The following is a 22,986-nucleotide window of genomic DNA, read 5'->3' as shown; positions in this document are numbered from 1 at the left end:
CAAATCAAATCATCCCGCTTTTGAAAGGAGTTATCATCCATGTTGAAAACTGTATGTTCTGTTCTGACGGCCCTCGTTCTGATCCTGTCGCTGGCCGCGTGCGGCGCCGCCCCCAGCGGGCAGCCGGCCGCGCCCGCGCCCGGTGACGCACCGGCCGCCCCGGCCGACACGGAAGCCCCCGCGCAGTCCGTCCCGGACGGCGCGGTCACGCTGAAATTCGGGCACGTGCTCGCGCCCGGAACCCCGCAGCACCAGGGCATCGCGAAGTTCGAGGAGCTGGTCGAGGAGCGGACCAACGGCGCCGTCCAGATCGAGATCTACCCCTCGTCCCAGCTGGGCGACGAGCGCGAGCTCATCGAGGGGATGCAGATGGGCACCGTGGACGGCTACCTCGGTTCCACCGCCACGATGACCGCCTGGATTCCCGACTTCATGGTGTTCGACATCCCGTTCCTGTTTGACGGCTATGAGCATGAGTACAAGGTCATGGACGGCCAGCTGGGCGATAAGCTGAAGGAGGAGTGCCTCCCGCTGGGGGTCCACGTACTGACCATCTCCGACGCGGGCTTCTCCAACATCATCAACAACGGGCACCCCATCGAAAAACCCGAGGACGCGAAGGGAATGAACATCCGCGTGATGGAGAGCCCGGGACTCATCGCCTATATGAACGCCCTGGGCGCCAACCCCGTCCCGATGGCCATGAGCGAGGTCTTTACGGCCCTGCAGAACGGCACGCTTGACGGCGGCACCTGGCCGGTCGTCGTCGCCTACTTCAACAAGTTCTACACGGCGACCGACTACATGACGCTGATCGATCCCATCCCGACCTCCATCATGACGGCCATGAGCGAAAGCGCCTGGAACAGCGTCCCGGAAGAATACCACGACATCCTGACGCAGGCCAGCATCGAGGCCACCGCCTACCAGCGGCAGGTTCTTGCCGAGAGCATCGACAGCCTGACCGCCGTGATGGAAGAGGAAGGGGTCACCATCATCCGTCCCGACCGCGACGTCTGGAGGGACGCCCTGCAGCAGAAGTGCCTGGACGCCATGGTGCCCAAGTATGTCCCGCAGGAGCTGATCGACACGGTGAACGCGGACAAATAAAGCGCGGACGCGGGTCCGCAGAAAAGGCCGGGCCGGGGCGGCGTTCCGGAGGATGGCGCCCCGGCCCCGGGCGCGGCGAACTGATCACACTCTGGGAGGTTCCTTATGCAAGTGGAAAACGAGTCCGGGGGAACCGGAATCATCCGATTGATCGACAAATGTCTGGACCTGTTTGAAATGACGGTGTCCGCCCTCGCCCTTTTGGGCATGACCGTTTCGGTCCTGCTGGCCATTGTCCTGCGCTATGTGCTGAAGGTCCCCAACATCGCGGGCGAGGAGATCTCACGCTATCTTCTGGTGACCATCGTCTTCATCGGCATCAGCATGTGTGTGCGCACGCGGAGCCATATGGGCGTCACCATCTTCGTGGACATGCTGCCCGCGTGCCTGCGCCGGGTTGTCATGGTCATCGCGGACATCATCACGACCGTGACGCTCGGTTTCATCAGCGTCTTAAGCTGGCTCTATGTCGCCAGCAGCCTGGCCCGCCCGCAGTTCAGCGTGACGACCGGGATGCCCATGGCCGTCATCTATACGGTCATGGCGCTCGGCCTGACGCTTTCCGCGCTGCGGTCGGCCATGCTCTTCTGGAGCGACTATCTCACGACCACCCATCCGCTGGGTGTCCAGAAAGGCGGCGATGACCAATGATGGTCGCACTCATATTCGGGGTATTCGTCCTGGTCCTGCTCATCGGCTGCCCGATTGCCATCGCCCTGCTGCTCGGCGGCATCGTGCCGATTATGGCCCTGACCGACATCCCCCTCGGGATCGTCGTCCAGCGCCTCTTTTCGTCCGCCAACAGCTATTCGATGATGGCCGTCCCCTTCTTTATCCTGGCCGGCAACCTGATGGACACCGGCGGCGTTTCCAAACGACTGGTCAATCTGGCGCGCTCCCTGGTGGGCTGGCTGCCCGGCGGTCTGGCCGTGGTCTCCTTTCTCGCCTGCGCGTTCTTCGGGGCCATCTCCGGCTCCGCCCCCGCGACGGTGGCGGCCATCGGGTCGATCATGATCCCCTCGATGAAGGAGGACGGGTACCCGATGCCTTTTATCCTGGCCACCATTGCCAGCGGCGGCTGGCTGGGGGTCATCGTACCGCCCAGCATCCCCATGGTGCTCTACTGCATCTCGGTCGGCAGCGTGGCGATCACCGACGTCTTCCTCGGCGGCTTTATTCCGGGCTTCCTGCTTGCGGGCGGCATGTCGGTTTACGCCGTCCTCTGGGGCAGGAAGCACATGCGGCACGCCACCAGAAAGTTCTCCATTCATGAGGTCGGCCGCTCCTTTGTCGACGCGCTGTGGGCGTTGGGAATGCCCATCATCATCCTGGGCGGCATCTACCTGGGGATCTTTACCCCGACCGAGGCGGCCGTCGTCGCCGTGGCCTACGGACTGCTCGTGAGCACCCTCATCTACCACCAGCTCTCCCTCAAGGGCCTTATGCAGATCATCCGCCGCACGGTCATCACCACCAACATCTGCATGTTCATCGTCCTGTCTTCCACCGTGTTTGCGGCCATCATGACGCGCGAGCAGATTCCTGTCATCGTGGGCAACGCGATCATGAGCGTGGCCTCCAACCGGCTCATGTTCTACCTGCTGGTCACGCTGCTCCTGCTGTTCGTCGGCACCTTCATGGAGACCATCCCGGCCATCATGATCCTGGCGCCCATCCTGACGCCCATGCTCGGCGCCTATGGCATCAACCCGGTCTCCTTCGGCGTCATCATGGTCATCACCCTCGGCATCGGCATGCTCACCCCGCCCGTCGGCATCAACCTGTATACGGCCGTCAGCCTGTGCGGGGAAAAGGTGGAGCGGGTCATCAACCGGCACCTGTTCGCCTATATCGGCTGTGCGCTCGTCGTCCTGGCGCTGCTGATCGGATTCGAGGGCATCATCATGTTCCTGCCGAACCTGCTCAGGTAGACGGCCGCGGGACTTCCGGGACGTCCGCCCCGCAATATAAAAAACGCGCTGCAATCGGATCGATTGCAGCGCGTTTTTTGTATCCTATTTGCCCTTCTTTTCCGCCTCTTTTGCGAGGGAGGCCTCCGCCAGCAGGTACGCCCCCAGCGCGGAAAGCGGCGCGCCGCCCTCCGGCTCATAGCTCCGCACGCTCCGCCAGCAGCCCTCCCGCTCCATCAGGTCGGCAAACGCCTCACGGAAGGGGCTCTTCCCCGCCACGATCACCCGGGCGTCCGGTCCGCAGGCGATCGCTGTGGAATGCCGGAGCGCGTACAGGTCGTTTTGCAGCGCCGCCCCAAGGATGAAGTTTGCGATCAGCGTATGGTCCTTCACCGCGAACTGGTTCAGGATCCGCCCGGAAAAGCAGGCGCGGCTGAGTCCGACCTCCCGCGCGGCCCGGTAGCCGCGCAGGACCATCTCCCGGCGGTAGGTGTCCGTCTCCACAAAGGTGCGCTTCACCGAATCCGCGATGATCGTATCGTGCATGATCGAGGCGAGCAGCTCCCCGGTGATGGTGGTCAGGCAGCCGGCGATCCTCCCGTCCGCTCCGACGGAGACAAATTTGGTGTGGGAACCCGGAAGGACGAGGACCGCCTCCCCCCGCACCCCAAGCCGGTCGATGAGGGCGCAGGCCTCCACCTCCTCCCCGCGCATGATATCCATCGCTTCAAAGGTTTCGAAAGAAAGCCCGGAGACGCGGTTTTTGACGCCGGGGATAAAATGGATCGGCAGCGGGCAGACGTCCGGAACAAGGACGGGCGCCAGCGACGCGGACAGCTCCTCCAGCCCGGCGGGGGCCGTCACATGCGGGACTTCCACCAGCCCGACGTCGGCGGTGATCATCCCGCTCGCCATGACGCGCTCCACCTGTTCCCACGAGGCGGCGTTCCGGCGCAGGAGCTCCTCCAGGCATCCCCGGACCGCCTCCTTCAGCCGTCCGTTGTGTCCGTCGGCCGCCGTGCAGCGGACCCCCACGCCGCTTTTTTCCATGTCCACGACATGGCGGTCCAGATCCCACAGGACCGCCCTCGTATTGCTGGTTCCGGAATCGATCGTCAGAATATAGCGTTCCATCGCGTCACCCCCCGTCCGAGGCGTTCGCGCCGGAGACCGCGCGGCACAGCCCGCGGGCGGCGTCGGTCAGCAGCCGGTACTGCCCCGAGCGGATCGCGGGCAGCGAGACCAGCGTCCCGCCGACCCCGAGGCAGCAGGCGCCCGCCTCCAAAAAGGCCGCCGCGTTCCGGGCGTCTATGCCGCCGACGGCGGAAAAGCGGATATGTCCCAGCGGCCCTCGCAGCGCCTTGAGATAATCGACGCCGAGCAGCGCCGCAGGGAACAGCTTGACGATGTCCGCGCCGCAGCGGTGCGCCTCCACCGCCTCGGTGGGAGTGAATGCTCCCGGGATCGAGACCTTTCCCAACTCCTTGGTACGGCGGACGACCTGCGGGTTGGTGTCGGGCGAGATCATATATTCGGCGCCCGCCTCTACCGCGAGGTCCACCTCCTCCGGCGTGAGGACGGTCCCCGCCCCCAGCAAAAGTTCCCCGCCCATCCGTTCCTTCAGCAGACGGATGGACTCCAGCGTCCGCGCGGCGCCGTCCGCCCGCGTGTGATCGAAGGTGATCTCCAGCGCGCGGATTCCGCCCGCCGCGAGCGCGCGCGCAGTGTCGACGATTTCCTCCGGGCCGACGCCGCGCACAATGGCGACCAACCGTCCGGACAGAAGCTCCCGCAAGACCTTTTCCATCGTTTCCTCCTAATCCTGCTCCTGCTTGGAGCGCAGCAGATCCAGATAGTTATACAGGGTATAGCGCGAGATCCCCAGGTACTCGCAGACGCGCTCGCTCGATTTCGTAATCAGAAACGCGCCCTTGCTGTCCAGGTACCCCAGGAATTTCAGCTTATCCGCCCGGTCCATATGCTCCGGCGTCTTGTCGATCGGCAGCTGCGCCTCCTGGATCAGGCACTCGAGCAGGCTCTTCACGTCGGTGGTGAAGAATTCCCGCACCTCGACCGCGGGATCGCCCGTCCCATTATAGTTGTGCAGGAACTTTTCAAACGCGAGCGATTCGGTGATATCCATATTGATACAGAGGGACCCGATGATCTTGCCGTCGTCGTCGCGCAGGAACTGCGTGGAGGAGCGCAGGATCTTTCCGGTATCGGTCCGGGTGACGTAATTGTATCGGTTCCCGTTTTTGGCGTTCCCACTCAGGACCTCCAACCCCAGATTGTTTCCGCAGTCGCCGATCTTGCGGCCGGTGATGTGGCCGTTGCGGATGTCGACGATTGTGTGGTTATAGTCCTTTGTCAGGTCGTGCAGCACAATTTCGCAGTTGCTCCCATACTGGGCCTCCAGCATCGACAGCAGGTCCCGCCAGAAGGATAGCTCCTCGCTGATCAGTCGCAAATCAGTCTCCCCTTTAACTAAATATTACCGCTCAAACATCCGATTGTTATGGAATATTATAGCAAGCCAAAAACAAAATGTAAAGGCTTTCTTACAAATATTCAAAACAAAAAGTTTTTCTCCAATGACATAAAATAGATAGTTTCCATAAAATAAGTAATTCGTTTTTAATTTTTTTGAATATTATATTGACATATTTGCCCGCAGGAACTATAATGGCCCCAAAGAATAAAGATAATTTGTCTGGTATAAAAGACAAATTGTTTGCAATTTAAGGAGGCCCAACCATGACCAATGTAGAAAAAAGGCTTTCGGAAAACCACATCACACTGCCCGACTGCCCCGTGCCGGTCGCGAGCTACATTCCGGCCCAGACCGCGGGAAATTTCGTCTTCGCGTCCGGGCAGGCGGCCACCGTCGACGGAAAACTGCTCTATGCCGGGAAGGTCGGCACGGAGATTTCGCTTGAGGACGCCTACCAGTCGGCGCGCATCGCGGCGATCCGCTGCATCAGCGAGCTGCGCTCGGTCGCCGACCTCGACCGGCTGCGCATCGTCCGCGTGACCGGATTCGTCAACGCGGGCCCCGATTTTACCCTACAGCCCCGCGTGGTCAACGGCGCCTCCGAGCTCTTTGAGCTGGCGTTCGGCGAAAGGGGCCGTCATTCCCGCATCGCCATCGGCGCCGGTTCCCTGCCCGACGGGGCGTCGGTCGAGGTCGACGTCGTCGCCTATCTCGAACCGTAAGGGGCCGCCATGTCCCGCTGTACAGACAGTGTGCGGGATGCCATCCACCGCACGGTTTCAAAAAACCGGGTGGCCGAGCTGGCCGGCCGTCTGATCCGGGAGCGCAGTGATCTTTCCGGCGATATGGAGTACGGCGCCGGACAGCTCCTGATGCGGATCGCGGCGGAGATGGGGCTCGAAGCGGAGGAGCAGCCGGTCGAGGGCAGGCGCTCCAACATCCTCATCCGCATGCGGGGCGCCCCCGGCGGCAAGACCCTGCTCTACAGCGGGCACATCGACGTGGTCCCGCCCGGCGCGGAGGAGCTTTGGGACTCCCCGCCCTTTGAGCCGCAGGTCCGCGGGGACCGGCTCTACGGGCGCGGCGCCTGCGACATGAAGGGTAGCATCGCGGCGATGCTCCACGCGCTGGAAGTTCTGCGGCAGTGCGCGGTGCCCCTGCGCGGGGAGGTCCTGCTGGCGCTCGACGTGGACGAGGAGACCAGCAACAAGGGGATGCGCCGCCTGCTGGCGTCGGGCGTCCGGGCGGACGCCTGCATCGTCGGAGAGCCCACGGATTTGGAAATCAACCTGGGGCACAAGGGCGTGATGGGGCTGTGGCTGACCTTCTCAGGACGGCGGGCGCACGCCTCCCGCCCCGAAATGGGCGTCAACCCGATCGTACATGCGGCGGAAATGGTTGAAAAGATCCGCGCGTTCCAGTCCGGGACGCTCGACAAAAGGCAGTCCCGCCTGCTCGGGCACTCCACCATGACGGTGACCATGCTCCAGGCGGGAAGAGAGCTCAACTCCATCCCCGACCGGTGCGACATGCGCGTCGACAGGCGCTACCTGCCCGGGGAGACGGCGGAACAGATTCTTGCGGAGACGCAGCGGCTGATCGACGAGGTCTCGTCCGTGGAAGAGGGATGCCGCTGCACCCTGCAGATGACCACCAATTGCCCGCCCGGCGAGATCGAGGCGGAGCACCCGCTGGTCAAGGCCATGATGTCCGCCGTTTCCCCCGGCGAACCTGAGCGGGCGGCGCTGAAGCCCTTTCTGGCGAGCTGCGAGATGGCGATGCTCATGGAGGGTCTGGGGATCCCCGCACTGATCTTCGGGCCGGGCAGTATCCGGCAGGCACACATCACAAACGAGTACGTGGAGCTGGACCAGCTGGCGCGGGGCGCCGAAATCTTCGCCCGGATGGCCGTGGAGTATCTGGGTACCGCACAGGAGGATCGTCATGGGTAATTATTCGCTCGTCTGCAGAAGCTGCGGGGAGAGGTGCGAAGGCGACGCCTACCGCTGCCCCTCCTGCGGCGGCATCCTGAACACGGAATATCCGTTCGACCGGCGGGACGCGCTTTGCTCCGCCCTGCGAAACGCCCGGCAGTACTGGGATTACGAACCCTTCTTCCCCATTGGCCGGGAGTGTGAAAAGGTGACGATGGGCGAGGGCTTCACCCCCCTCGTCCCGACCCCCGGGATCGCCCGGGCGTTCGGCATCCGGCAGATGTCCATCAAGAACGAGGGGCTGAACCCGACCGGGACCTTCAAGGACCGTTGCATGAGCATCTCCATCAGCAAGGCAAAGGCGCTCGGCGCGTCCGCCGTTGTGATCGGCTCGGCAGGCAACGCGGGCGCCGCCGCCGCGGCCTACGCGGCCCGGGCGGGCATCCCCTGCTATGTCATGGTGCCGGCGTCCACCCCGCCCGAACGGGTCGCGCAGATCCAGCTCTACGGGGCGCGCGTCATCCTCGTGCGCGGCTCGGTGACCGACTGCATCGACCTGATCGCCAGGGTATACCGGGAGCGCGGCTGGCACAACGTGACGACGGCGAGCGCCTACAACCCCTTCCAGGCCGATTCGGAGAAGGCGATCGCCTACGAAATGGCGAAGGCCTCCGGCTGGGAGGTCCCCGACTGGCTCTTCGTCCCGATCGGCGGCGGCGGAATCCTGTCGGGCATCTACAGGGGCTACCTCGATCTCTTCCGGCTGGGACTCGTCAAAAAGCTCCCCCGGATGGTCGGCACGCAGGAGGAGGGCTGCTGCGCGGTTGTCAACGCCTTCCGCGCGGGCAGAAAGCCCACGCAGATCGAACGGGTAGAGAACCCCGCCGGCATCGCCGTCGCAATCGCCGACGCCTACCCGCTCGACGGGGAGACCGCCCTGCAGGCGATCTACGACTCCGGCGGCTGCAGCGAATCGGTCTCATCGGCGGAAATTCTGGAGGCCCAGCGGCTTTTGGGGCGCACCGAGGGAATCTTTGCCGAGGCCGCCAGCTCGACGACGCTGGCGGCGGCAAAAAAGCTGCGGGAAAAGGGCGTCGTACAGGCGGGCGATTCGGTCGCCTGCGTCGTCACGGGCAGCGGGCTCAAGGACCTGCAGCTCGCCGCGAGGCACATGCCCCGCCCCGCCGAGGTGGAGATCGACCCGGCGCAGCTGAACCGGGTCGTCGACGGGATGGAAGCAGCCGTTTGACAGGAAGGGAGAACGGAGCATGAAGGTTACACGCAGCATTTCCCTCGCAGCCTCGGGCGACAACGGCCTCGGGCTGACCCACCCGCTCGACTGCAACGCATGGCTGATCGATTCGGGGGAGGGGCTCATCCTGGTGGACGCCGGGGTGAATCTCGACAACCTCCGGATCGAGGAGGAGATCGCCGCGGACGGATACCGGCTTTCCGACATCCGCTATCTGGTCGTCACGCACGCGCACGCCGACCACGCCGCCGGGGTCCCCCACTTTCTCCGGAGGACGGGCGCGCGGCTCGTGGCGGACGCGCACGAGGCGCGCGTCCTCGGGGACCAGTCCCTGCTCGACCGCACGATGGCGGAATACATAGAGGCCGGGCTCTACCCGGAGGGCTTCTCCTTCCCCGGCGCGCCCGCCGGGCAAATCGTCAGGGACGGCGAACGCCTCCGGCTGGGGCGGCTGGAGCTTACCTGCCTGGTCCTGCCCGGGCACACGGGCGGCGGACTCTGCCTCTACGGCAGGGTGGACGGAAAGCAGGTCCTGTTCGCCGGGGACGTCCTCTTTTTCGGCGGCAGGATCAACCTGCTCAGCACCTTTGATTCCGACCTGCTGCGCTACCGGGAGAGCATCCTGCGGCTGGAAGGGCTTCCGGTCGACGCGCTCTTCCCCGGGCACTTGCAGCCGGTCCTGAACCGCGCGGACCGTGTGGTCCGGAAAGCCGCCGACGGCTTCCGTTCGTTCAGCATCCCGCCGACGCTTTTGTAACGACAGGGAGGACCGCTATGGAATGGATTAACACGCGCGCCGGGCAGATGCAGAAAAGCCCGATCCGAAAGCTCTTCGACCGTGCGTCCGGGATGCGGGACGTGATCCACCTCGAGATGGGGGAGCCCGACCTGCCGACCCCCGCGGGCGCCGTCGAGGCGGCCGACCGGGCCGCGCGGGACGGCAAAACCCACTACACCGCGAATAACGGCATCCCGAGCCTGCGCCGGGCAATCGCCGCTTCCCCGTTTGCCAACGGGCTCTCCTATGATCCCGAAACGGAGGTCATCGTGACGGTCGGCGCGATCAACGCGCTCGCGCTCGCCCTGATGTGCATCATCGAACCGGGGGAGGGCATCCTCGTCCAGGACCCCGTCTGGCTGGACTACTTTGAGCTGGCAAAATTTGTGGGCGGGGAGGTCCGCCACATCCGCACCGTCCCCGAGGAGGGCTTCCGGGTCAGCGCCGAGCGCGTCCGGCAGGCCCTGACCCCCAACAGCAGGGTCCTGATGCTGAACACGCCCGGCAATCCCACCGGCGTGGTGCTCAGCCGCCCGGAGCTGGAGGAGATCGCCCGGGTGGCGGTCGAACACGACCTGCTGGTCGTCTGCGACGAAGTCTATCGGACGCTTATCTACGACGGCGTCCCCTCCGCCTCCATCGCGGAGTGTCCCGGCATGAAGGAACGCACGCTGGTCGTCAACAGCGTTTCCAAGGCGTTCGCCATGACCGGCTGGCGGGTAGGCTTCGCAATGGGCCCCGCAAAGCTGATCGCCAAGATGACCCAGCTGCAGGAGTACCTGAACGCCTGCGTCGCCACCCCCTGCCAGTACGCCGCGCAGTGGGCGGTCGAGCATTTTGAGGCGGCGGACGCCATGCGTGAAATCTACGACGCCCGCCGGAAGGTTATGGTCGCGGGGCTCCATTCCATCCCCGGGATCCGCTGCGCAATGCCCGCGGGGGCCTTCTACGCCTTTGCGGACGTGCGCGCGTTCGGAATGGAGACCCAGATTCTCTGCGAACGGATTTTGGAGGAGGCCCGTGTCGTATGCACGCCCGGCAGCTGCTTCGGCAGCTGCGGAGAGGGCTTCATCCGTTTCAGCTACGCAAATTCGATTGAAAACATCGAGGAGGCAATCCGCCGGCTGCGCACGTTCGCGGCCCGACTGCCTCAAGCGGATTTCTGAAAAGGGAAGGTGGATTCTATGCAAAAGACCGCACTGGTCACCGGTTCCAGCCACGGCATCGGGCGCGCGACCGCCATCCGCCTCGCCGAGGCGGGATATGACGTCGGCGTCACCTACCACAGCCGCGAAGAGGGCGCGCGCGAAGTCGCCGCCGTCATCGAGGGGCTCGGAAGGCGCGCCGTGACGATCCAAGCGGACGTCTCCGACCTTGAAAGCATCCGGCGGATGTACGACGCCTTTCTGGATGCCTTCGGGCGGATCGACCTGCTCGTCAACAACGCGGGCGTGGGGCTCACCGCCCCCTTCCTCAAGACGACGCCCGAGTTGTTTGAAACGGTGATCAACACCGATCTGCGGGGGAACTTCTTCGGCGCGCAGCGCGCGGCGAAGGAGATGATTTCACGCGGCGTCAGGGGCGTGATCATCAACATCTCCTCCAACCACGCCGTCGGCTGCTGGCCCGACTGTTCCGTCTACGCGGCAGCCAAGGCAGGGCTTTCCAAGTTCACGAAAAACTGCGCCATGGAGCTTGCCCCCTACGGCATCCGGGTCGTCACCGTACAGCCCGGCTACACCGATATCGGCTGGGACAAACAGAACCCCATCTGGTCCGCGGAGCCGCGCATCCCGCTCAAGCGGTTTGCCGACCCGTCGGAAATCGCGGACGGCATCGTCTTCCTCGCCTCCGACAAGGCTGCCTATATCACCGGCGCGACCATCGATATCGACGGCGGCGCACTGCTGGCGTGCGTGCCGGAGAACATGTTCGTTTAGCGGTGGCGGTCAAGATCGTCCCCGCCCGCTATAAGCAGGCCCCCTGCCTGCGGCTGGAAAACGAGGCGCTGCGCCTGCTGGTGCTCCCCGGACGGGGCGGGAACATCGCCTCCCTCTTTGATAAGCGCGCGGACCGGGAGCTGCTCTACCAGCGCCCCGGAGACGTCCTCCGCCCGGTCCCCCGCGGGCTGCGCTTTGAAGACGCGGAGTGCGCCGGGATCGACGACATGTTCCCCAACGCCGCCGCGGCGGCCGTTGAAACGGTGGACGGGCGGCGGGTCCGCCTGCCGGACCACGGGGAGGTCTGGTACCGGACTTTGCGCGCGCGGCGGATGGAGGACGGCGTAAGCCTGCAATACCGCAGCCGCCGGTTCCCCTGCTTCTTTGAAAAGCGTATCCGCCTCAGCGGGCCAGCGGTCCGGATGGACTACCGCGTCCGGCATACCGGAGGGCCGGGGTTCCCCTTTCTCTGGGCCGCCCATCCGCTCTTCCGGGCGGAACCGGGCATGGAGGTTCTTCTGCCCGGCGGGGAGGCAAAAGCGGATATCGCCTGCGCCGAGGGGTTTGTCCCCTCCCGCGTCCGGGAGGCCCCGCTCCGAAATCTTCCGCTGGAGGGCGGAGGAATTCTCGACCTCACCCGGATGCCTCCCGCGGGAATGGGCTGCAAATATGTCCTTTCCCGGCCGGTATCCAAAGGCTGGTGCGCCCTTTGGGCGCCGAAATCCCGCTACGCGGTCGAGATCACCTTCCCGCCCGACCGGCTCCCCTTTCTGGGAATCTGGATGGACGCGCGGGCCGGCGGTCCGGAGGAATGGCAGATCGCGCCCGAGCCCTCCACCCAGAAATCCATCCACCTGGCCGAGCGCAGCGCGGCGGACACCGGCTGGGTGGGAAGCGGGCGGCAGTCCGCCTGGTGGATCGCCTTCCGCGCGGGGCCCGCGCATGGGGCGGAGCCCGGCGGCGGGATCCGGTTTTATTGAAGTATGACAGACAGAATGGAGGGATGAGGAATGAAGGAAGAGGCCCAAAAATCCCCGGCCAAAAACATCGTGGAGTTCCGGGAGATCTGTAAGTATTTCCCGGGCGTCCGGGCGCTTGACCGGATTTCATTCCGTGCGGAAAGCGGGCAGGTCTACGCGTTCGTCGGAGAGAACGGCGCCGGAAAATCCACGCTCTTGAAAATTCTCAACGGGGACTACACCATGACCTCCGGGAAGGTGCTGCTCAACGGACGGGAGCAGCATTTCACCTGCCCGAAGGACGCGATCGAGGCGGGCATCAGCGTCATCTATCAGGAGCGCCAGGTCATCCTCGATATGACGGTCGCGGAAAACGTCTTTTTGGGGAGCTGGGCGCGCGGAAAGGACCGCCTGATCGATTATAACCGGATGCTCGCGGAGACCCGGAAGGTCATCGAGGAATTCGGCGTCAGCATCGACCCGGCGGCCCGTGTGCGCACCCTCTCCACCGCCCACCAGCAGATGGTCGAAATCATGAAGGCCTACATCCGCAACGCAAAGGTCATCGCGTTCGACGAGCCCACCGCCAGCCTGACCGACAACGAGATCGGCGTGCTCTTCCGCATCATCCGGAAGCTGCGCGCGCAGGGAAAGATCGTATTCTACGTCTCCCACCGGATGAAGGAGCTGGAACAGATCGTCGACAGGGTGATCGTCTTCAAGGACGGGCAGCTGGTCGCGGAGGTCGGCCGGCAGGAATGCACCAACCAGGACCTTATCCGCATGATGGTCGGCCGCGATCTCGGGGACCTGTTCCAGTCTCTCGAGCGCAGCGACTCCATCGGTGAAACCATTCTCGAGGTGCGGGACCTCTGCAACTACTATGTGAAAAACGTCTCCTTCGAGCTGCATCGGGGCGAAATCCTGGGCTTTTCCGGGCTGGTCGGCGCGGGGCGCACCGAGCTCATGCGCTCGATCTACGGTGCCGACCCGACCCTCTCCGGGACCGTCCTGCTGGGCGGGAAGAAGATCGAAAACCGTTCGCCCGCGCAGGCCATCGCGAACGGGATCGCCCTCTGCCCCGAGGACCGCAAGGAGCAGGGGATCATCCCCACCCTTTCGGTCGGCATGAACATCTCCATCAGCGTGCTGAAGCGGCTGCGCAACGCCTGTCTGCTGATCGACGCCAAACGGGAGACGCAGTTGATCGAGGGCGGAATCCGCCAGTTTAAGATCCGGACGCCGAACGCGCAGAAAAAAATTCTCGAGCTCTCCGGCGGCAACCAGCAGAAGGCGGTCGTCGCCCGCGCGCACGAGACCAACCCCGACGTCATCATTCTGGACGAACCCACCAAGGGGATCGACGTGGGGGCCAAATCGGAATTCTACAAGATGATCTGCGAATATGCCCGGATGGGCAAGGGGGTCATCCTGATTTCGTCTGAGCTTCCCGAGATCATCGGGCTGAGCGACCGGATCATCGTCATGCGGGAGGGCCGCGTCACCGGCGAGGTCTCCCGGAAGGACGCCACGGAGGAACTCATTTTGCAGTACGCCATGCTGGGAGGGGACTAAGCGATGGATAAGAGAAAATCGTTTTTGAAAAACAGCGGATTCGTGGAAAAAATCGGCCTGATGGTGGCCCTGTTCATCATCGTCGTGGTCTTTACCGTGATCAACAAGAACTATTTCAGCACCCAGAACCTACTGAACATTCTCACCTCCGCGTCCCTGACCGGCCTCGTGGCAATCGGCGAGACCTATCTGATCATCGCGGGACTGATCGACCTTTCGCCCGGCTCGATCGCCGCCTTTTCCTCGGTTGTCGCGGGGCTTCTGTTGACAATGGGCGTGCCGAGCATGCTGATCCTCCCGCTGGTCGTTCTGATCGGCCTGCTGATCGGCTTTTTGAACGGGATGGGCGTCAACAAGCTCAAGCTGGAACCGTTCATCGTCACCCTTTCCGCCATGTCGATCTTCCGGGGGCTGGGCTACATCCTCTGCGGCGGAAAACCGGTCTTCATCTCAGACAAATCCTTTACCGACATCGGCTCCAGGCAGGTCCTCGGCATCTTCAATCTGCCGGTGCTGGTACTGATCCTCGCCTTCCTCGTCTCCGCGATCGTCCTGAGCAAAACCTTCTTCGGCCGCAGCGTCTATGTGCTGGGCGGAAACAAATACGCCGCCCGGCTGGCGGGCTTAAATCCCGAAAAGATCTCCACCATCCTCTTTATGATCAGCGCGGGGCTCTCCGCGCTCGGCGGCGGACTGCTCGCCGCGCGCATGCAGTCCAGCCAGCCCTCTTCCTGCAGCGGGCTCGAGTTCGACGCGATCACCGCGTCGGTCCTCGGCGGCGTGGCGATGTCCGGCGGCGTGGGGTCGGTCGGCGGGATGATCCTCGGCGTGCTGATCCTCCAGTGCTTCAACACCGGGCTCATCATGGCGCAGGTCCAGGTCTACTGGCAGACCGTGGCGCGCGGCCTGCTCCTGCTGATCGCGCTCGCCTTCGACTTCTACCGCCGCAACAAGCACCAGAAGAAGATGCTGATGCAGAGCATCGAGGCCGGGCGTTCCGGCGCAAACTAAGTCGTCAGCGCGGCTCTGCCGCGTGGTCATTATCGGTATGAATGAGAGGAGAACTAGTATGAAAAGAACATTGGCCATTCTGCTCGCACTGACAATGGCGGTCACCCTCCTGGCCTCCTGCGCACAGTCCGCCCCCGCGGAGCCCGCGCCCGCTCCCGAATCGGTGGCCGAACCGGCGGCCGCCCCCGAAACGCAGCCCGATGCCGCGGAGCCGGCACCCGCCGAAAAGAAGGACGTCGTCATCGCCGGAATCTACAAGTTCGCCGACGCGACCTGGTTTATCAATGAGGGCGTGGCGGCCGGCGAAAAGGTGAAGGAGCTCGGCGCCAAGGACTGGATGTACCTCGACGCCAAGGACGACGGCAACCTCTTCCTCCAGATGGTCGACACCGTCATCGCACAGAAGGTGGACGGCGTCATCTGCTGCCCGCCCGACCAGACGCTTTCGCAGGTCGCGGTGGAGAAGCTTGAAAAGGCCGGCATCCCCGTTCTGGCCGCCGATGACGCGCTGATCGACGACGCGGGCAACAAAATCGCGCCTTGGGTTGGAATCGACGCCTATATGATCGGCCAGGAGAGCGCGAAGTGGCTGGTCAACTACATGCAGGAAAACAACCTGGTTGACGATCCCGAGTGCGGCATCATGATCATGACCACCGACACCGTCACCAGCTGCATCCCCCGTTCGGAGGGCCAGCTCGACATCATCGCCGAAATGCTCCCCGATTTCCCTGCGGACCACATCTTCAAGACCGACTATAAGATGGACCTGAACGTCGCGTTCCAGTCCGCCAACGGCGTGATCGTCGCCAACCCGCAGATCAAAAAGTGGATGGTCCTCACCACCGGGGACGAGGGGACCGTCGGCGCGACCCGCGCGATCGAGCAGGCCGGCCTCGCGGACGGCTCCTGCACCGTCGGGCTCGGCGGCTATCTGGCCCCCGCGGAGTTCGAAAAGGGCTCCTGCTTCAAGGCCGCCGCGTATTTCTCCGCCCTCGAGGTCGGGCGGATCAGCGCGGAGCACATCATGATGATGGTCAACGGCGAGGAGCCCCCCAAGGAGACCGCCGTCAGCTGCATCATGGTCACCAAGGACAACTACAAGGAAGCCATGCCGGAATACCTCCAGTAAGGAGGCCCCGTCAGGGGAGACCTCCTCCACATGACGCAAAAGCGGCCCCGCAAAACTGCGGGGCCGCTTTTTCCTTCGCTTCCGCCGGCAATTTGAACGGTTCGGTTGGGCGCGCCATAGACTGATATGGGAGAATTCCCAATCCATTTTTACGGAGAGATGCCACATGACAATATACCCAAACTCCAGCGCCCCCAACAACTCCGCCCGGTGCTGTCCGGTCCCTCCCCCGCCGCCCTGCTGTCCTCCGCCATGCAGACCCGGACCCACCGGGCCTGCCGGTCCACAGGGACCCGTCGGCCCACAGGGACCCGTCGGCCCGCAGGGACCCGTCGGCCCGCAGGGACCCGTCGGCCCGCAGGGGCCCATTGGGACCGCCGGGCCGACCGGCGCAACCGGCCCACAGGGGCCCGCAGGACCGCAGGGCGCGACCGGCGGCACCGGCCCCCAGGGACCGACAGGACCCGCCGGAACCGCCGACAACGGGCTTGCCGCCTACGGCGGTCTCTACAACGCCACCACCCAGCTCCTGTTCTTTACGCAGGCGGACACCTATCTCCCGGTTTCCCTAAACACCCCGATGCCCGCCCGGAATGTCGCTTACCCCGCCGCGAACTCCCTGATGGTGGCCGAGCCGGGGGACTACGAAATCAACTACAACGTCCTGTTGAACGCCAATAAGGCGGTGGACGCCGCGATCGGCGTGCGCAGGAACGGCGCCATCATCCAGCAGACCCGCGGCTCGCAGACCCTATCCGCCGACGGCAGCACCGGACTGACCTTTGACGCGAGGCTCTCCTGCTCGACGATCGTGACGCTGGCCGCCAACGACGTCCTGGACCTGGCGATCGCGATCCTGCGGACGCTTCCCGCCAATCTGGACGCAATCATCAACGGCAACGCGAACGCGACCCTGACGGTCAAAAAGCTGGACCCGATCGCATAAACACGCGGCAGAGGGCCCGCCGGAATTTCCGGCGGGCCCTCTGCCCTTTTGTATCATAATGAGCGGTTACGCGTTGCAGGCGGCGCACAGCCGCTCCCACCTGCGGTCGACCTCCTTCTGGCAGGTCTCGATCATCCACTCGTTTCCCGGTGCGAACATGTGCTTGAACCGGCCCTGCCGCTTGAGGTACTCTTCGACCGGAAGCTTGTTCTTGGGCTGGTAGTTGAGCACCCACCGGCCCTCGATGACCTCAAACAGCGGCCAGACGCAGGTCTCCACCGCCAGCCTGGTGATCTCCATCAGTTCCTCGGAGGGGTAGCGCCAGCCGCGCGGGCAGGGGGCCATGACGTTCAGGAAGGCCGGCCCGGGCGTGTAAATCGCGCGCTCCGCCTTTTCGCTGATGTCCCGGAAGTTTCCGAGGAAGGTCGTCTGGGCGACATAGGGGATGTGGTGCTCCGCGACGATGCGGGTCAAATCCTTTTTCTCCTGCGTTTTCCCGGGGACGACCCGGCCCGCCGGGGAGGTCGTCGCGTCCGCGAAGTGCGGCGTGGAGGAGGACCGCTGGATTCCCGTGTTCATGTAGGCCTCGTTGTCATAGCAGACATAGACCATGTCGTGCCCGCGTTCCAGCGCGCCGGACAGCGACTGGAAGCCGATGTCGTAGGTTCCCCCATCCCCGCCGAACGCAATAAATTTGCAGCTTTCCTTCACCTTGCCCTGCTTTTTGAGGGAGGCGTACGCCGTCTCCACGCCTGAAATGGTCGCGCCCGCGTTTTCAAACGCGCTGTGGATAAAGCTGTCCTTCCAGGCCGTATACGGATATAAAAACGTGGACACCTCGAGACAGCCGGTCGCGCAGCAGACGACCGCCCGGTCCTCCGGTTTGACGGCGCGCAGCACCGTCCTGACCGCGATGGGAGACCCGCATCCCGCGCACATCCGGTGCCCGCCCGAGAGCCGCTCGGGTTTCGCCAGTTCTTCCTTTAAGCTGTATGACATGTTTTCTCCTCCTTATCCCCGCACATCCAGCCAGCGGCAGGGCTCCGCCGCCGCTCCGGACCGGAGCGTCTCCTCGAGCTCTCCAAACACCCGCTCCATGCTGTCCACCGTCACATCCCGCCCGCCGAGGCCGTAGGTGTAGCTGACGAGCAGGGGACGCGGCGCGGTGCCGTACAGGGCCGCGCAGACCTCCGCGAACAGCGGGCCGCCCGCCGCGGAGAAGCCCGCGCACTTGTCCATTACCGCGACGGCGCCGCAGTTTTGGAGCGCCGCCGCGAGTTCCTCCGCCGGGAAGGGCCGGAAGGCGCGGATTTTCACGAGCCCGACCCGCTTCCCCGCCGCGCGGAGGCGTTCGACCGCGGCCTTCGCGGTCCCGGCCGACGAACCGATCAGCACCAGCGCACATTCCGCGTCCTCCATCCGGCAGGTCTCGATGAGGCCGTACCCGCGCCCGGTCATCCGCTCAAACTCGCGCGCGACATCCAGGATGACCCGTTTGGCGTTGATCATCCCCTGCGCCTGGTGGCGCTTGTGCTCCATATAGTAGGCGGGGACGTCATATGGACCGACCGACATCGGTTCCGGCCCGAGCAGGCTGTGCTCCGGACGGTACTGGCCGGCAAACGCCCGGACCGCGTCGGTTTCAACCAGCTCGATATTCTCGATCGCGTGGCTGGTGATGAAGCCGTCCTGGCAGACCATGACCGGAAGCTGCACGTCCGGATGCTCGGCGATCCGCATCGCCTGGAGCATGTTGTCGTACGCCTCCTGGTTGGTCTCCGCGTAGAGCTGGAGCCAGCCGCTGTCCCGGGCACCCATCGAATCGCTGTGGTCGTTGTTGATGTTGATCGGCCCCGAAAGCGCCCGGTTGACGCACGCGAGGGTGATCGGCAGGCGGGAGGACGCCGCCACATACAGCAGCTCCCACATCAGCGCAAGCCCGCAGGAGGAGGTCGCCGTCACCGCGCGCGCGCCCGCGGCCTCCGCGCCGATGCAGGCGGAGAGGGCGCTGTGCTCCGATTCGACCGGGATAAAAGCGGTGTCGACCTCCCCGTTGGCGACATACTGGGAAAAATACTGGGGGATTTCGGTGGAGGGCGTAATGGGGAACGCCCCCATGACGTCCGGGTTTATCTGCTTGAGCGCGTATGCCACCGCCTCATTTCCCGAGAGCCGTTCACGGATTCCCATCGCCGTTCACCTCCTGATGCGTTTCCTTTTCAAAGCTGATCGCCTGGAAGGGGCAGACCTTGAAGCAGATTCCGCAGCCCTTGCAGTAGAAATAGTCGAAATCCTCCCGTTTACCGTCCTTTACCGGAATAGCCATGTCTGGACAAGTTGGGGCGCAAAGAAGGCACTGCCTGCACCGATCCGCGTGGAAGACCGGGCGCATGACCCTCCAGTCCCCCGTCTTCACCGCCGAAGCGGTTCCGCCCTCATAGACCGCGCCGCCCGGTGTAATCTCCTGCCAGCGGATATCCTCCCGGATTTCCGCCGCTCGTTTGCTATTCACCCGATGAGCACCTCCTGCATTGCTTTGACAAGCGCCCGCATATTTCCCTCGATCATCTGGGGCTTGGTGGCGAACTTGTGCGCGAAGGACTGGCGCATGTCCTTCACGAAGTTTTCTTCCGGGATGACGCCGCTCACCTTCACCACCGCGCCGAGCATCGGCGTGTTCGGGAAGTTCTTTCCAAGCGTCTCCTCCGAGATCCGTCCCGCGTCCACCGTGCAGATTTTTCCCCGGTAGCCGTGCAGGCTCCCACGCAGCTCCTCCGGCTTTTTGTCCGAATTGACGATCACCGCGCCCTCTTCGCTGAGCCCCTTCGTTACGTCGACCGCGTAGAGCAGCGTCTCGTCCACCACCACAACGTAGTCGGGTTCATAGATGTTGCTGTGCACCGTGCAGCGCTCCCGGCTGATCCGGTTGTAGGCGGTGATGGGCGCGCCCATCCGCTCGGGCCCGTATTCCGGGAATCCCTGCACATACCTGCCGGTGTTGAAGGCCGCGTCCGCAAGCAGCAGCGACGCCGTCTTTGCGCCCTGGCCGCCGCGGCCGTGCCATCTGATCTCCACAATCTCTTTCATCTTAACCTCCCGTCCGGTACAGGCGCGCGAAGACGGGGACGGATAAAAACTCTTCCATTGTCAGCCCGCATTCCCCGAGGTCGCGCGGATTGTCCTGTCCTTTCTTGTAATCAGCATGATAGTCGGAGCCGCCCGAGACAAACAGCCCCTCCGGCATCCGCGACCGCACCTCCGCCCAGATCGCTTCCGGCGGGCGGCGGTCCTTGCAGGTCGTCTTATCGTAGGTATAGCGCACCTCCATGCCGTCGAGCCCGGCCCCGGCCAGCCGCTCGATCAGCCGCCACCGCCCGATCCGCTCCCCCTGGAAGCGGACCTGCTCGTCAATCAGATAGGGATGCGCGAGGATCGCCGTCCCGCCCGCGCGGTGGATCGCCTCGATGATCCGCAGCGCGCCGGGCTTCTCCCGCTCGACATTGAGGGCGGGGTCCTCCCGGACCAGGAGCTTCGCCTCGCTCCAGGCGGAGACGTACCCCTTTGCCGCCATGTAGTCAAAAATCGCTTTCTTTTGCAGCTCCGCGACGGGGATCTCCCGCCCGCCCGCGGCGAGCAGCTCCGCGAGGTCGATCCGGTAGCCCCGTTCGTTCAGCCTGCGGATGAGCTCGAGGTAGGAGCCCGACTTGCTCTCCGCGATGCGGGCGACCTCCCGGGCCATATCCGGCCCCTCCCAGTCGCAGCCGAGGCCGACGATGTGGACGTCCTGAATCTCCGTTTCGCAGGAAAACTCGATGCCGCGCAGCAGGCAGACGCCCCGCTCCCCGGCATAGGCGTGGATTTCCCGGACGCTCCCGTCGGGGAGGGATACCTCCGCCGGCGGCAGGACGTCGTGGTCGGTGATTGCGAGGATCCTGAGCCCGCGCGCCGCCGCGCGGTCGATCGACTCCCGGGGAGTGTCGTTCCCGTCCGACCGGGTCGTGTGGCTGTGCAGGTCGCATTCGTAAGCTGCCCGGCCGGCCGGGCCTACCGTGACAGGTTTCACAGCTCGACGTCCTCCCCGGCGAACAGCCGAATGAACTTCTCCATCAGCAGGGAGGCCGCGTTCTCGACCGCCTCGTCGAAGGCGACCGGGGCGACGTCCGGGTTCTCAAGCTGTCTGCGGGACTCCCCGAGATAGACCTGCTTGAGCGCGGTGGAAAGATTGATCTTCGCGGCGCCGAGGGCGATCAGCCGGCGGAAATCCGCCGCGGGCAGCCCCGTGCCGCCATGGATGACGATGGGGACCGGCTGCGCGGCGAGCCGCTCCACCAGCCCGAAATTGAGCGCCGGCACGCCGGTATACAGCCCGTGCGCCGTCCCGATGGAGGGCGCGATGGCATCCACGCCCGCCCCTTCGATGAAGGCGAGCGTGTCCTCATAGGACGCGGCGCTGGCGGTCTTGCTCGAGACCTCCTCCTCCACGCCCAAGATGACGCCCACCTCCCCCTCGACCGCAACGCCGCGCGGGTGCGCGTACGCGGCCATTTCACGGGTCTTCCGGATGTTCTCCTCCAGCGGCAGCGCGGAATAGTCCATCATGACCGCGTCCCATCCGGCATCGGCGCAGGCGCGCGCCAGTTCTTCGTCCCTGCAGTGGTCCAAATGCAGCGCGACGGGGACGGACGCCGCCGAACGCAGCCCGTCGATCATCCGGAACATTTCGGAGACCCCATAGCGCCGCACCGTACCGACGGAGGGCTGCAGGATTACCGGGCGCCCCGCCCGTTCGGCCGCGTGGATGACCGCGCGCGCGGTGTTGTAGTTGAGGATGTTGATGGATGCACAGGCGGTCGAGGACTCCCTCGCCCGCCTCAAAACGCGGACAAACAGATTGCCGTTCATAACAGCCTCGCTTTCCGGCAGGCGGAACGCGGCTGTTTCCCGCTCTCCCTGCGGCATACCGCGGCCGAATGCCTGATTATTTGGTTTCGTATTCAAAATGGAGTTTGATCTTATCCCCCCGGAAGAGCACCTTGCTGTATTCAAAGATGCGCCCAGCCGGGGACTTGTTGACGTCCTCAAGCATCAGGAGAGGAAACCTTCGGTCGATCTCCAGCAGCTCCGCCTCCTCCTCGGTGGCCAGCACCGATTCGAGCGATTCGGAAACCGCGGCGGCCTTCAGTCCGAACTGTTTTTCCACGATCACGCAGAGCTGCTCGGTCTCCAGGTACTCCTCCGTGAGGGAGGGGCACATGGCCTTCGGCAGGTAGGAGAGATGCAGGCTGAGCGGGCAGCCCTCGACCAGGCGCACCCGTTCGATGAAGACGACCTCGTCCCCACGGGTGATCCCCAGCTTTCCGGCAATGTGCGCGTTCGCCCTGACCGTTTCGAAGCGGACGAGGCGGGTCGAGGTCTGATAGCCCATCCGTTCCAGCTGCTCGCGCACGCCCATGTAGGCCAGCGATTTCGTGGAGATTTTGGGCTCGGCGACAAACGTGCCCTTCCCCTGCACGCGGTAGAGCATCCCTTCGTTCACCAGCTGGGTAATGACGGCGCGCACCGTCATCCGGCTGATGCTGTACATCCGGCTGAGTTCAATCTCAGACGGGATGGCATGATTCACTTCCCATTCCTTGTTGAGGATCGCGGTGCGCAGGATGTCCTCCAATTGCGCGTACAGCGGCTTCGGGCTGTTTTTGTCCAGTACCATACTTTCCCTCCGGTTTCCGACGCTTTATCAGCAGTTGGAAATTTTTATGTATCCTCCTTCATTATATTACGTGTCTGGACAATGTCAAGCAAGCGGACAGGGTCGTGCCAAACGCCTGTAGACAGGCATTTGGCGTGCAAGCGGGATAGACAGGAACCGTCCCCGGCGCGGCAGCCTCCCTCTCCGCCTTTACTTGAACGTTCCTGTATATACAAATATAGTAGCGTCTGCGGAC

General features: G+C 64.1%; 24 protein-coding genes. 14 read left to right on the top strand and 10 right to left on the bottom strand.

Annotated elements, in window-relative coordinates:
• Window positions 1-39: 39 nt before the first annotated feature.
• From RCI06_RS01710 to RCI06_RS01700, 3 genes are all read left to right on the top strand, one after another.
• Window positions 40-1,110, top strand: a complete 1,071-nt coding sequence (locus tag RCI06_RS01710) for a TRAP transporter substrate-binding protein (RefSeq protein ID WP_306573833.1) — start codon at window positions 40-42, stop codon at window positions 1,108-1,110.
• A 105-nt stretch (window positions 1,111-1,215) separates the two neighbouring features.
• Window positions 1,216-1,761 (top strand): TRAP transporter small permease, encoded by a 546-nt coding sequence (locus tag RCI06_RS01705; protein ID WP_101552147.1) that lies wholly within the window; start codon window positions 1,216-1,218, stop codon window positions 1,759-1,761.
• Window positions 1,758-3,041: a TRAP transporter large permease gene (locus tag RCI06_RS01700; protein ID WP_101552149.1), complete on the top strand. Its 1,284-nt coding sequence runs from the start codon at window positions 1,758-1,760 to the stop codon at window positions 3,039-3,041. Before RCI06_RS01705 ends, RCI06_RS01700 begins: the two co-directional genes overlap by 4 nt.
• A gap of 84 nt (window positions 3,042-3,125) precedes the next feature.
• Here RCI06_RS01700 and RCI06_RS01695 read toward each other — a convergent pair whose 3' ends face one another.
• Genes RCI06_RS01695 through RCI06_RS01685 form a run of 3 tightly spaced genes read right to left on the bottom strand, consistent with a single transcriptional unit; the run spans window position 3,126 to window position 5,490 of the window.
• Window positions 3,126-4,154, bottom strand: a complete 1,029-nt coding sequence (locus RCI06_RS01695; protein WP_306573831.1) for a 2-dehydro-3-deoxygalactonokinase — start codon at window positions 4,152-4,154, stop codon at window positions 3,126-3,128.
• A gap of 4 nt (window positions 4,155-4,158) precedes the next feature.
• A complete protein-coding gene (locus RCI06_RS01690) occupies window positions 4,159-4,827 on the bottom strand; it encodes a bifunctional 4-hydroxy-2-oxoglutarate aldolase/2-dehydro-3-deoxy-phosphogluconate aldolase (RefSeq protein WP_306573829.1) in 669 nt (222 codons plus the stop codon).
• A gap of 9 nt (window positions 4,828-4,836) precedes the next feature.
• Entirely contained in the window at window positions 4,837-5,490 is a 654-nt protein-coding gene (locus RCI06_RS01685; RefSeq protein WP_306573827.1) for a transcriptional regulator, read from the bottom strand.
• A gap of 287 nt (window positions 5,491-5,777) precedes the next feature.
• Here RCI06_RS01685 and RCI06_RS01680 point away from each other — a divergent pair, with 287 nt between their 5' ends.
• From RCI06_RS01680 to RCI06_RS01630, 11 genes are all read left to right on the top strand, one after another.
• The gene (locus tag RCI06_RS01680) at window positions 5,778-6,236 is read left to right on the top strand and encodes a RidA family protein (protein WP_101552157.1); all 459 of its coding nucleotides are present in this window, start codon (window positions 5,778-5,780) and stop codon (window positions 6,234-6,236) included.
• A gap of 9 nt (window positions 6,237-6,245) precedes the next feature.
• Complete coding sequence (locus RCI06_RS01675; RefSeq protein ID WP_121586044.1) at window positions 6,246-7,466, top strand: M20 family metallopeptidase; 1,221 nt, start codon at window positions 6,246-6,248, stop codon at window positions 7,464-7,466.
• Window positions 7,459-8,697: a threonine synthase gene (gene thrC, locus RCI06_RS01670; protein ID WP_306573825.1), complete on the top strand. Its 1,239-nt coding sequence runs from the start codon at window positions 7,459-7,461 to the stop codon at window positions 8,695-8,697. Before RCI06_RS01675 ends, thrC begins: the two co-directional genes overlap by 8 nt.
• 19 nt (window positions 8,698-8,716) lie before the next feature.
• Entirely contained in the window at window positions 8,717-9,457 is a 741-nt protein-coding gene (locus RCI06_RS01665; RefSeq protein WP_101552164.1) for an MBL fold metallo-hydrolase, read from the top strand.
• Between the two features lie 17 nt (window positions 9,458-9,474).
• Window positions 9,475-10,644, top strand: a complete 1,170-nt coding sequence (locus RCI06_RS01660; protein ID WP_306573823.1) for a pyridoxal phosphate-dependent aminotransferase — start codon at window positions 9,475-9,477, stop codon at window positions 10,642-10,644.
• Window positions 10,645-10,662: 18 nt separating this feature from the next.
• The gene (locus tag RCI06_RS01655) at window positions 10,663-11,418 is read left to right on the top strand and encodes an SDR family NAD(P)-dependent oxidoreductase (protein ID WP_306573821.1); all 756 of its coding nucleotides are present in this window, start codon (window positions 10,663-10,665) and stop codon (window positions 11,416-11,418) included.
• A complete protein-coding gene (locus RCI06_RS01650) occupies window positions 11,391-12,398 on the top strand; it encodes a hypothetical protein (RefSeq protein ID WP_306573819.1) in 1,008 nt (335 codons plus the stop codon). The genes RCI06_RS01655 and RCI06_RS01650 overlap by 28 nt, the downstream gene beginning before the upstream one ends.
• Window positions 12,399-12,428: 30 nt before the next feature.
• Window positions 12,429-13,952, top strand: coding sequence for a sugar ABC transporter ATP-binding protein (locus RCI06_RS01645; protein WP_306573817.1), 1,524 nt, complete (start codon window positions 12,429-12,431; stop codon window positions 13,950-13,952).
• Between the two features lie 3 nt (window positions 13,953-13,955).
• The gene (locus tag RCI06_RS01640) at window positions 13,956-14,963 is read left to right on the top strand and encodes an ABC transporter permease (RefSeq protein ID WP_306573815.1); all 1,008 of its coding nucleotides are present in this window, start codon (window positions 13,956-13,958) and stop codon (window positions 14,961-14,963) included.
• Window positions 14,964-15,021: 58 nt separating this feature from the next.
• Window positions 15,022-16,095 (top strand): substrate-binding domain-containing protein, encoded by a 1,074-nt coding sequence (locus RCI06_RS01635; protein ID WP_306573813.1) that lies wholly within the window; start codon window positions 15,022-15,024, stop codon window positions 16,093-16,095.
• 166 nt (window positions 16,096-16,261) lie between these two features.
• Window positions 16,262-17,041: a hypothetical protein gene (locus tag RCI06_RS01630; RefSeq protein WP_306573811.1), complete on the top strand. Its 780-nt coding sequence runs from the start codon at window positions 16,262-16,264 to the stop codon at window positions 17,039-17,041.
• Window positions 17,042-17,107: 66 nt separating this feature from the next.
• Here the strand turns inward: RCI06_RS01630 and RCI06_RS01625 are convergent, their stop codons facing one another.
• The 7 genes from RCI06_RS01625 to RCI06_RS01595 form a co-directional block, all read right to left on the bottom strand.
• Entirely contained in the window at window positions 17,108-18,040 is a 933-nt protein-coding gene (locus tag RCI06_RS01625) for a thiamine pyrophosphate-dependent enzyme (RefSeq protein WP_276870980.1), read from the bottom strand.
• Between the two features lie 12 nt (window positions 18,041-18,052).
• Window positions 18,053-19,231 (bottom strand): pyruvate ferredoxin oxidoreductase, encoded by a 1,179-nt coding sequence (gene porA / locus RCI06_RS01620; RefSeq protein WP_306573808.1) that lies wholly within the window; start codon window positions 19,229-19,231, stop codon window positions 18,053-18,055.
• Window positions 19,218-19,553: a 4Fe-4S dicluster domain-containing protein gene (locus RCI06_RS01615; RefSeq protein ID WP_101552181.1), complete on the bottom strand. Its 336-nt coding sequence runs from the start codon at window positions 19,551-19,553 to the stop codon at window positions 19,218-19,220. The genes porA and RCI06_RS01615 overlap by 14 nt, the downstream gene beginning before the upstream one ends.
• Window positions 19,550-20,128 carry a 2-oxoacid:acceptor oxidoreductase family protein gene (locus RCI06_RS01610; RefSeq protein WP_256151577.1) on the bottom strand — a complete coding sequence of 193 codons (579 nt, stop codon included), beginning with the start codon at window positions 20,126-20,128 and terminating at the stop codon, window positions 19,550-19,552. Before RCI06_RS01610 ends, RCI06_RS01615 begins: the two co-directional genes overlap by 4 nt.
• 1 nt (window position 20,129) lies before the next feature.
• Window positions 20,130-21,104, bottom strand: a complete 975-nt coding sequence (locus RCI06_RS01605; RefSeq protein ID WP_306573806.1) for a PHP domain-containing protein — start codon at window positions 21,102-21,104, stop codon at window positions 20,130-20,132.
• Window positions 21,101-21,943 carry a class II fructose-bisphosphate aldolase gene (locus tag RCI06_RS01600; RefSeq protein WP_158595546.1) on the bottom strand — a complete coding sequence of 281 codons (843 nt, stop codon included), beginning with the start codon at window positions 21,941-21,943 and terminating at the stop codon, window positions 21,101-21,103. The genes RCI06_RS01605 and RCI06_RS01600 overlap by 4 nt, the downstream gene beginning before the upstream one ends.
• A 76-nt stretch (window positions 21,944-22,019) precedes the next feature.
• Complete coding sequence (locus RCI06_RS01595; RefSeq protein ID WP_101552190.1) at window positions 22,020-22,751, bottom strand: GntR family transcriptional regulator; 732 nt, start codon at window positions 22,749-22,751, stop codon at window positions 22,020-22,022.
• Window positions 22,752-22,986: the final 235 nt, after the last annotated feature.

The sequence above is a fragment of the Anaerotruncus massiliensis (ex Togo et al. 2026) genome (assembly GCF_030825285.1).
Taxonomy (GTDB): Bacteria; Bacillota; Clostridia; order Oscillospirales; family Ruminococcaceae; genus Anaerotruncus; species Anaerotruncus massiliensis.
Note: the sequence above shows the minus strand (reverse complement) of the source record. Positions and strands in the feature narration are given on the sequence as shown.

What these genes read in the sequence shown, in the direction of transcription:
- RCI06_RS01640 (WP_306573815.1), top strand. Translation starts at nt 13,956, where the DNA reads ATGGATAAGAGAAAATCGTTTTTGAAAAACAGCGGATTCGTGGAAAAA.
- RCI06_RS01625 (WP_276870980.1), bottom strand. Translation starts at nt 18,040, where the DNA reads ATGTCATACAGCTTAAAGGAAGAACTGGCGAAACCCGAGCGGCTCTCG.
- RCI06_RS01665 (WP_101552164.1), top strand. Translation starts at nt 8,717, where the DNA reads ATGAAGGTTACACGCAGCATTTCCCTCGCAGCCTCGGGCGACAACGGC.
- RCI06_RS01710 (WP_306573833.1), top strand. Translation starts at nt 40, where the DNA reads ATGTTGAAAACTGTATGTTCTGTTCTGACGGCCCTCGTTCTGATCCTG.
- RCI06_RS01595 (WP_101552190.1), bottom strand. Translation starts at nt 22,751, where the DNA reads ATGGTACTGGACAAAAACAGCCCGAAGCCGCTGTACGCGCAATTGGAG.
- RCI06_RS01635 (WP_306573813.1), top strand. Translation starts at nt 15,022, where the DNA reads ATGAAAAGAACATTGGCCATTCTGCTCGCACTGACAATGGCGGTCACC.
- RCI06_RS01675 (WP_121586044.1), top strand. Translation starts at nt 6,246, where the DNA reads ATGTCCCGCTGTACAGACAGTGTGCGGGATGCCATCCACCGCACGGTT.
- RCI06_RS01655 (WP_306573821.1), top strand. Translation starts at nt 10,663, where the DNA reads ATGCAAAAGACCGCACTGGTCACCGGTTCCAGCCACGGCATCGGGCGC.
- RCI06_RS01630 (WP_306573811.1), top strand. Translation starts at nt 16,262, where the DNA reads ATGACAATATACCCAAACTCCAGCGCCCCCAACAACTCCGCCCGGTGC.
- RCI06_RS01660 (WP_306573823.1), top strand. Translation starts at nt 9,475, where the DNA reads ATGGAATGGATTAACACGCGCGCCGGGCAGATGCAGAAAAGCCCGATC.
- RCI06_RS01600 (WP_158595546.1), bottom strand. Translation starts at nt 21,943, where the DNA reads ATGAACGGCAATCTGTTTGTCCGCGTTTTGAGGCGGGCGAGGGAGTCC.
- RCI06_RS01705 (WP_101552147.1), top strand. Translation starts at nt 1,216, where the DNA reads ATGCAAGTGGAAAACGAGTCCGGGGGAACCGGAATCATCCGATTGATC.
- RCI06_RS01690 (WP_306573829.1), bottom strand. Translation starts at nt 4,827, where the DNA reads ATGGAAAAGGTCTTGCGGGAGCTTCTGTCCGGACGGTTGGTCGCCATT.
- RCI06_RS01695 (WP_306573831.1), bottom strand. Translation starts at nt 4,154, where the DNA reads ATGGAACGCTATATTCTGACGATCGATTCCGGAACCAGCAATACGAGG.
- RCI06_RS01680 (WP_101552157.1), top strand. Translation starts at nt 5,778, where the DNA reads ATGACCAATGTAGAAAAAAGGCTTTCGGAAAACCACATCACACTGCCC.
- thrC (WP_306573825.1), top strand. Translation starts at nt 7,459, where the DNA reads ATGGGTAATTATTCGCTCGTCTGCAGAAGCTGCGGGGAGAGGTGCGAA.
- RCI06_RS01645 (WP_306573817.1), top strand. Translation starts at nt 12,429, where the DNA reads ATGAAGGAAGAGGCCCAAAAATCCCCGGCCAAAAACATCGTGGAGTTC.
- RCI06_RS01610 (WP_256151577.1), bottom strand. Translation starts at nt 20,128, where the DNA reads ATGAAAGAGATTGTGGAGATCAGATGGCACGGCCGCGGCGGCCAGGGC.
- porA (WP_306573808.1), bottom strand. Translation starts at nt 19,231, where the DNA reads ATGGGAATCCGTGAACGGCTCTCGGGAAATGAGGCGGTGGCATACGCG.
- RCI06_RS01700 (WP_101552149.1), top strand. Translation starts at nt 1,758, where the DNA reads ATGATGGTCGCACTCATATTCGGGGTATTCGTCCTGGTCCTGCTCATC.